This is a genomic window from Nocardia sp. CWNU-33 (assembly GCF_046764895.1).
Classification (GTDB): Bacteria; Actinomycetota; Actinomycetes; order Mycobacteriales; family Mycobacteriaceae; genus Nocardia.
This window is the reverse complement of sequence record NZ_JBKOQN010000005.1, coordinates 350532-358416: the sequence shown is the minus strand read 5'-3', so window position 1 is coordinate 358416 and position 7885 is coordinate 350532. Positions and strand designations below refer to the sequence as shown.

Annotated in this window: 7 protein-coding genes; 3 read left to right on the top strand and 4 right to left on the bottom strand. The window is 68.5% G+C overall.

Translation table 11 applies throughout. The features are described from left to right. Together ACLMAL_RS09400 and ACLMAL_RS09395 are read right to left on the bottom strand one after the other, a co-directional pair. On the bottom strand, positions 1-267 hold a 267-nt coding region (locus ACLMAL_RS09400), incomplete at its 3' end, for an MspA family porin (RefSeq protein ID WP_411998705.1). 104 nt (positions 268-371) lie between these two features. After that, entirely contained in the window at positions 372-1193 is an 822-nt protein-coding gene (locus ACLMAL_RS09395; RefSeq protein ID WP_411998704.1) for a methyltransferase domain-containing protein, read from the bottom strand. Here ACLMAL_RS09395 and ACLMAL_RS09390 point away from each other — a divergent pair. After that, positions 1187-4036 carry a helix-turn-helix transcriptional regulator gene (locus tag ACLMAL_RS09390; protein WP_411998703.1) on the top strand — a complete coding sequence of 950 codons (2850 nt, stop codon included), beginning with the start codon at positions 1187-1189 and terminating at the stop codon, positions 4034-4036. The two genes, ACLMAL_RS09395 and ACLMAL_RS09390, sit on opposite strands and share 7 nt — an antisense overlap. Positions 4037-4161: 125 nt before the next feature. Here ACLMAL_RS09390 and ACLMAL_RS09385 read toward each other — a convergent pair whose 3' ends face one another. Beyond that, positions 4162-4401 (bottom strand): hypothetical protein, encoded by a 240-nt coding sequence (locus ACLMAL_RS09385; protein WP_411998702.1) that lies wholly within the window; start codon positions 4399-4401, stop codon positions 4162-4164. 87 nt (positions 4402-4488) lie between these two features. Here ACLMAL_RS09385 and ACLMAL_RS09380 point away from each other — a divergent pair, with 87 nt between their 5' ends. Beyond that, the gene (locus ACLMAL_RS09380; protein ID WP_411998701.1) at positions 4489-4923 is read left to right on the top strand and encodes a nitroreductase family deazaflavin-dependent oxidoreductase; all 435 of its coding nucleotides are present in this window, start codon (positions 4489-4491) and stop codon (positions 4921-4923) included. A 75-nt stretch (positions 4924-4998) separates the two neighbouring features. Next, positions 4999-6354, top strand: coding sequence for a threonine ammonia-lyase IlvA (gene ilvA / locus ACLMAL_RS09375; RefSeq protein WP_411998700.1), 1356 nt, complete (start codon positions 4999-5001; stop codon positions 6352-6354). 64 nt (positions 6355-6418) lie between these two features. Here the strand turns inward: ilvA and ACLMAL_RS09370 are convergent, their stop codons facing one another. Next, positions 6419-7675 (bottom strand): serine hydrolase domain-containing protein, encoded by a 1257-nt coding sequence (locus ACLMAL_RS09370; RefSeq protein WP_411998699.1) that lies wholly within the window; start codon positions 7673-7675, stop codon positions 6419-6421. Positions 7676-7885 lie beyond the last annotated feature (210 nt).

Sequence of the window (7885 nt, the reverse complement as noted above, 5' to 3'; positions counted from 1 at the left end):
ACCGATGTGATACCCCACCCGCAGCTTGCCCACCCCTCCGTCGACCTGGCCATAGGCGACGGAGCTGACAAAGGCCTCCCTGGTCGTGCCCACCTGGTTCAACGGCGCGATGCGGTTGATCGTCTCGTCCCTGTTGCCGACCATCAGGTTGCCGCCCAGCGGTGACGCGTAGGTCCTTTCGTGCGGCGGCAGGGTGATGATTTCGGCTTCGGCGCGTGGTGCCGAAGCTACCGGCGAAAGCGCAGCAAGACACACTCCGGCGAGCACTAGAGCTACCTTCGTCATGTTCGACCGCATGACGGAGATACTAGTAGCGCACCGCTATAGCGACAGGCTAGGACACGGCTTGCGCTTCGTATCGTTTCCCTCGGTCACCGCTTGTGCGCCAATACCGCGAACATGGTCACCGACAGGTGGTAGTCGCCCGCGGCGATGCCCGCGTCCAGGTCGGCGCGGAATTGATCATGTTGTGCTGCGGTGATCGCCCCCGCCGCGACGGCCCGCGCCGTCATTTCACCGTAGAGCGGCAGCGCCGATCCCGGGTCCCAGATCACCGCCTCCGAGCCCATGTCGTCGATCTCGAAATCCGCGGCGACCAGCAGACCGCGCAGACGGCGGCCGGACGCCGGATTGGGCGTGTTCGCCAGCAGCGTCTCCGACATGGCCCCCACGACCGCAGGATCACCGGGATGGGTGATCGCGGTGTGCCAATCACTGTCGATGAGCAGCACCCGGCCACCGGGGCGCAGCACCCGGGCGATCTCGGCGGTCGCGGCGGCCGGATCATCGAGATGCTGGTACACGCGCTCACAGCGGATCGCATCGAAATAGCCGTCGGGGAAGGGCAATTGGTAGACCGAGCCACCAAGATATCGCGCCCTCGACCCGGCAGCCTCGGCGCGCTGCTCGGCGACGTCAACCATGGCCGGATTCGGATCGATGCCGACCGCCTCGCCGTCCGGGCCGACGCGCTCGGCGAACGCCATGACCTCCGAACCGGTGCCCGATCCGATGTCGAGGGCGCGCTCCCCGGCCGTGACCGCGAGCGCCTCGTGCGCCCAGCGCCGGATCCGCTGGATGCTGGGTAGTCGAGCCTGCACATCGAGAATGGCGACGAGCATGTCGATCTGTCCGGAATCGACATGCTCGGCGTGGAAGGACGGCCCTATGTCGGGCGTATCGCCGTGTGCCATACGCCAGACGGTACCTGCGCCGCGACGTCGAGTGGGGCAGGCCGACCAGACCTGTCCACGCCGACAAGTCGGGCTTTCGCGCAGGTGGGCATATATCGCCGCTGACCGACCGCCCGCTCGACGGCTACGGTGAGCAGATGCTCCATGGACGAGAGGCCGAACAAGCAATCATCGATCGGCTACTGCACGGAGCCAAGGAGGGTCGCAGCGGCTCTCTCGTTATTCGCGGCGAGCCCGGAATCGGGAAGACGGCGCTGTTGGACTATGCGGCGGCCCAGGGTATTCCGACGGTGCGCAGTGCCGGTGTCGAGTCGGAGGCGGAGCTACCCTTCGCCGCGCTGCACCTGCTGGTGCGACCGGGACTCGAGTTGGTGGACACGCTGCCCGGCCCACAGCGCGATGCGCTGCGCGGCGCGTTCGGCCTGACCCAGCACAATCCGGCCGATCGGATGCTGATCGGACTCGCGGTGCTGTCACTGCTGGCCGAGGAAGCCGCCGATGGCCCGCTGCTGTGCCTGATCGATGACGCGCACTGGCTCGACCGTGCGACGGCCGAAACACTGCTGTTCGCGGCCAGGCGGCTGGATGCCGAGGGCGTCGTCATCATCTTCGCCACCCGGCCTGCGGACGACGATTTTCCCGCGCCCGGTCTGACGGAGCTGACCGTCACGGGATTGCGGCAGGACGCGGCGGCGGCACTGGTGGACAGCCGCACCGGCGATCTGGCTCCCGCGCTGCGCTATCGACTGCTGACCGAGGCGGCCGGCAACCCGCTGGCACTGCTGGAATTGCCCGCGGTGCTGGCCGTCGAGGCGACCGGCTCGGGTTCGGCGAGCACGGGGCCCAACCCGTTGCCGCTGACACAGCGCCTGCAGGTGGCCTTCCACGGCCAGGTCAGCAGGCTGCCCGCACCGACACGGACACTGCTGCTCGTCGCCGCCGCGGCAGGCACCGACGACCTCGGCACGGTGTTGCGTGCCGCGGCAGCCCTCGGCCCGCAGCTGTCGGATCTGCAACCCGCCGATGACGCCGGGCTGCTGCACAGTAATGGTCGAACGCTGGTCTTCCGCCATCCACTGCTGCGTTCGGCGGTCTACCAGGGCGCACCGCTCGCACAGCGCCTCGCCGTGCACTCGGCGCTCGCCGAGGCGTTGCACGATCCCTCGGACGCGGACCTGCGCGCCTGGCATTTGGCCGCCGCGGCAACAGGTCCCGATGAATCGACGGCTACCGCACTCGAGGAAACCGCCGACCGTGCGCGCCGGCGCAGCGGATTCTCCGGCGCCGTCACCGCCTACGAGCGTGCGGCCGGCTTGAGCATCGACGCGAAAGCCCGCGTCCGGCGACTGGTCTTGGCTGCCGAAACCGCAAGCGAGGCAGGCCAATTGGACCGCGCCCGCACGCTCGCCGAACGCGCGGCAGGCCAGAACAGCGACCCGCTACTCGACGCGCGCCTGGACCTGGTGCGAGCGACCGCGGAATTCGGTGCAGGCAAACCACTCTCGGCCCATCAACTGCTGCTGGCAGGCGCGGACCTGGTGCGCGACGGCGAACCGGTGCACGCGGCCCGCATCCTGGCGCAGGCAGTGCACACGGCCTGGTATCTCGGCGCACCCGAATTGGCGGACGTCGCCGCGCGGCTGACCGCGCTGGCGTTGCCCGAATCGGATTCGATGACGCCGATCGCCCGCTACACGGTCGCCGCCATCGAGGGCCGCTACACCGTCGACCTGCGCGAGACGGCCGCCGCGGCCCGCCGCAGCGGCGCCGACAGCCCGCGGGACCTTGTCCAGATGTGCGGCGCGGGCCTGGTCGTCGGTCAGGATGAGCAGGTCGCGGAGCTGGCGCAGACTCTCATCGCCGAGTGCCGCGACCAGGGTCGCATCGCCCTGCTGCCGACGCTGCTGTTCTTTCGCGGCGAAGCCGAGGCATTCCTCGGCAGGCCGCACGAGGGCCGGATCGCCGCGACCGAGGGACTGCGGATCGCCGAGGACATCGGGCAGGACCATTGGATCAGCCAGCTCAGCAGCTACCTCGCCTACTTGGCCGCATTCGAAGGACGTGAGCAGGACTGCCGGGCACTGGTCGAACGCGCGCTGGCCGAGCAACTCGGCGGCGCCGCGGCGCCCGGTGCGCCATGGACGAATTCGGCGCTCGGCCTGCTCGAACTCGGCCAGGGCAAGGTCGAGACGGCACTGGCGCGGCTGGAGCTGCTGACCGCCGAACCCGCCCGCCATCATGTCGCCGGGATGCGCGCCCTGCCGGATTTGATCGAGGCAGCGGTTCGGCTGGGCCGTCCGGAGCGGGCCGGAGACGCCATGGAACGGCTGCAGTCGTGGGCCGCGGGCGCACGGCAGGACTGGATCTCCGCGCTCGCCCACCGCTGTCAGGCGCTGATCGGTCCGGAAACCCTGGTGGAGGACCACTTTCAGGCCGCGCTCGCCCTCAGCGGCAGGCCATTCGAGCAAGCGCGCACGCAGCTGCTGTTCGGCGAATGGTTGCGCCGCAGCCGCCGCAAGGTCGATGCACGCAACCAGTTGTCGCCCGCGTTGGAAATCTTCGAACGACTCGACGCCGCACCGTGGGCCGAGCGCGCTCGCACCGAACTCGCCGCGCTCGGCGTCGGCACCGCGGCACGTCCGGCGACCGGGGTACTTGCCCGGCTGACCCCGCAGGAGCTGCAGATCGTGCGGCTCGCGGCGCAGGGCATGTCCAATCGCGATATCGCTGCTCAGCTGTTCCTCAGCCCGCGGACCGTGGGGCATCACCTGTACAAGGCATATCCGAAGCTTGGTGTGTTGTCGCGAGGGGAGCTGGCCGAGCTACCGCTCGACGCGGATTGACCGACTCCGCCGGGCCGGAAACGGTCGCCGATCACGATGGTGGCCGGCGAGACCCATCACCTCGCCGGTGGAAAACGGGGGTGATCGACGATAGTCGGCCCGCCGAAGGGCGCAGTCGGGAACGGTCAGCTTGCGGAGAGGATCCGGTCAGTGCGGCGTGCCGAGGCCGACCGGCGCTTACCCACCTGTCCGAGGATCCAGCGGGCTGCCGCCACCGCCGCGGCCGCGAGCACCGCAACCTGCAGCGAGCCGATGATGAGCGCCAGCATCAGGCAGGTCACCAGCCCGGCGGCGAGCGCCTCGAGCTTGTACGTCGGCCACGCGGTGCCCGCGATATCGACGGCGGAAGGGTGAACCGTTGCCATGTGGTCAGGATATACGGATAACGAAGTTCGGTCCACCGAACATTTTCGGGCGGGAACAGCGGGCGGCGCTGTCGCGTTGCCCGGGTTATGCCACTCACAGGAGACTATGCACCGAGCACGTCCGACTGGGCCCGCAAGCAGGCGGAAACGTACGAGAGCTCTGGCGGCACCGACGGCACCTCGCTGCAGGGCAAGCCGGTAATCCTGCTCACCACGCGGGGCGCGAAGACGGGCTTGCTGCGCAAGACGCCGCTGATGCGGGTCGAACACGACGGGGAATACGCGATCGTCGCCTCGCTGGGCGGCGCACCCAAGAACCCCGTCTGGTACTACAACATCAAGGCCGATCCGCACGTCGAGCTGCGCGATGGCACCGTGACGAAGGACTACATCGCCCGCGAGGTCTTCGGTGACGAGAAGGCCCGATGGTGGGAGCGATCCGTCGCTGTCTGGCCGGACTACGCGAACTACCAGACGAAGACCGACCGTCAGATCCCGGTCTTCGTCCTCACCCCGCAGTAATCCGCCACTGCGCACCGCAGGCCGCAGGCCCACCCGCCGCGTCGGGCCGATGCGACAGGTGGCAGCATAATTCGGGTGTCCAATCCGCTCGAGGTCCTCGACGAACTGTCCGCTTCCCGTCCCGCACTGAGCGCGGACGAGATCGACGCCGCCGCCAAGCGTATTGCCGACATTATCGAGCCGACCCCGCTGCAGTTCAGCGCCCGACTCTCGGCGCTGACCGGTGCGCAGGTCTACCTCAAACGCGAAGACTTCTCGGCCGTCCGCTCCTACAAGTTGCGTGGCGCCTACAACCTGATCGTGCAGCTCACCCCGGACGAGAAAGCCGCAGGCGTGGTCGCGGCCAGCGCAGGCAATCACGCCCAGGGCGTCGCCTTCGCCTGCAAGGCGATGGGAATCAGCGGCCGCATCTACGTTCCGACCACCACGCCGAAGCAGAAGCGTGACCGCATCCGGGTGCACGGCGGCGAGTTCGTGGAGCTGATCGCCGTCGGAGAAACCTACGATGCGGCCGCCGCGGCCGCCGCCGCCGATGTCGAGCGCACCGGCGCGACCATGGTGCCGCCGTTCGACGATGTGCGCACCGCGGCCGGTCAGGGCACCATCGCCGCCGAAATCCTCGAGCAGCTCGGCACCTCCCCCGATCTGGTGGTGGTGCCGGTAGGCGGCGGCGGCTGCCTGGCCGGCATCGGCACCTACCTGCGCAACCGCTCGCCGCAGACCGGCATTCTCGGCGTGGAACCGGCAGGCGCGGCCTCGATGACCGCGGCGCTGGTTGCGGGCGGACCGGTGACGCTGCCGGAGATCGACCCGTTCGTGGACGGTGCCGCAGTGCGCCGGATCGGCGATGTGCCCTTCGCGGCGGTCTCGGGCTTCGGCGGCCGGGTGGTGTCCCATGGCTCGCTGCCTTTACTCACCGCTACCGAATCTCCCGGTGGCGCAGGCGCTTTCCGTATCATGCAGGTGGACGAAGGCGCGATCTGCACCGCCATGCTAGACCTCTACCAGAACGAGGGCATCATCGCCGAGCCCGCGGGCGCGCTCGCGGTTACGGGGCTGTCGGAGATCACCGTCGAACCCGGCTCGACGGTGGTGTGCCTGATCTCCGGTGGCAATAACGACGTGTCCCGCTACGGCGAGATCATCGAGCGTTCGCTGGTGCACCGCGGCCTGAAGCACTACTTCCTGGTGGACTTTCCGCAGGAGCCGGGCGCGCTGCGGCGCTTCTTGAACGAGGTGCTCGGGCCCGACGACGACATCACCCTGTTCGAGTACGTCAAGCGCAACAACCGGGAAACCGGTGCGGCGCTGGTCGGTATCGAACTCGGCGCGCCGGATGGGTTGGCGCCACTGCTGGCGCGCATCGCGGACACTCCGCTCCAGTGCGAGCGGCTGGTGCCGGGTTCTCCGGCCTACCGCTATCTGACCTGACGCCCCCGGACTCGTGCGCCGTCCCGCCTTTCGTGGGGCCGCGCACGGGTGCCCGTGCTGATCGCTACGCCGCCTCGGGGGTCTCCACGACGGCGGCGGCCCGCCTGGTCGAGCGCAGTCCGGCCAGCACCATCGGCAGCAGCCAAGCCGCCGAGGATTGGTCGAGGGTCAACTGCCCCACCGAAAGCCGGTTGTGCACGAAGCCGACCGAAAGCCCGAGGCGCGGCTCGGCCCAGCCGAACGAGCCGCCGAGACCGATGTGACCGAGACCCGCGTGAGCACCGGGCATCGGCATCGAGTGGTAGCCGAGGTGCCAGAGCATCGGCGCATAGAACAGCGCGTGGTCGAGCCGGTAGCTCTCGATCCGGCGCAGCGCCTTGATGGTCCGCGGCGACAGGTACTGACGACCGTCTGTCGTTCCATTGTTGGCCAGCGCACCGTACATGGTGGCCAGCGCCGATGCGGTGCCCACCCCGTTGCCCGCAGCGAGTTCGGTGCTCAGGATGGGCGGATTCTCGCCCTCCAGGATCGCTTCGACGCCGGGCAGGAACAGACAGCGGGCAGCCGCGCCGAGTGCGCCGGGAATGCCATAGCTGAAACCCAATACCTTTGCGGTGAGCGGGTTTCCGATCGGACGCAGCTGGTTGCCTGCGAGTTCGGCGTAGCTGGTCGGCGCGGAGGCGGGCGGGCGGCCCAGATGAATACCGTCGATGCCGAGCGGCTCGGCGACCTCGGTGCGGAACAGCTCCGCCATGCCGTCGCCGGTGATCGCGCGGGCCAGCCCGGCGAGCAGCCAACCATAGGTGAGCGCGTGATAGGCCGGAACACCCAGCAGGTGATCGGGTTTCGCGGCGGCGAGACGTTCCTCCATCAGCTGGTGATCGAGGATTTCCAGGCCGGAGGCGATCGGACTCAGCGCGGACAGGCCCGCACGGTGGGTCATCACCTGACGGACGGTGATGCCGGCTTTGCCATTGGCGCCGAACTCCGGCCAGTACTCCGCCATCGGGGCGGCATAGTCGAGCAACCCGCGGTCGGCGAGGCGGTGGATCACCGTGGCAGTGACGCCTTTGGTCGCCGAGAAGATGATGGATCCGGTGTCCTTGGTCCACGGCGTGTTGCCCGCGCTCCCGGTCCAGATCTCGACGAGAGGCGCACCGTGCAGATGCACCGAGAGCCCCGCGCCCGCGCCACGACGGTTTCCGAATGTCTTCGCGAAACGGCGCACCAGTGGTCCGAATTCAGCGGCGGCGCTGCCGCCCACCCCGACGGGGAGTTCGCCAGACAGATCGAAGTCCCCGGATGAAGCCACGTTGCTCATTACTCAACGGTAATGGCGTCGGTCACGCTCGGCAACGGTCATTGTCTCGGACAGTTGACGCCGAGCGCTCCGAGCCGCTCGAGAGGGCGGCTACGAGCCATCGGTTTACGAAGCTTTCGAAACGGTAACATCGCAGGTCAACATGGGGTTGGTACGCCCACAAACGGCCGACGGCGATAACAATTTTCGTTCGGTTTTCGTGCGGTTTGC

Excerpts from the sequence above, each read along its gene's own strand:
- ACLMAL_RS09385 (WP_411998702.1), bottom strand. The coding sequence starts at position 4,401 with ATGGCAACGGTTCACCCTTCCGCCGTCGATATCGCGGGCACCGCGTGG.
- ACLMAL_RS09395 (WP_411998704.1), bottom strand. The coding sequence starts at position 1,193 with ATGGCACACGGCGATACGCCCGACATAGGGCCGTCCTTCCACGCCGAG.
- ACLMAL_RS09380 (WP_411998701.1), top strand. The coding sequence starts at position 4,489 with ATGCCACTCACAGGAGACTATGCACCGAGCACGTCCGACTGGGCCCGC.
- ACLMAL_RS09370 (WP_411998699.1), bottom strand. The coding sequence starts at position 7,675 with ATGAGCAACGTGGCTTCATCCGGGGACTTCGATCTGTCTGGCGAACTC.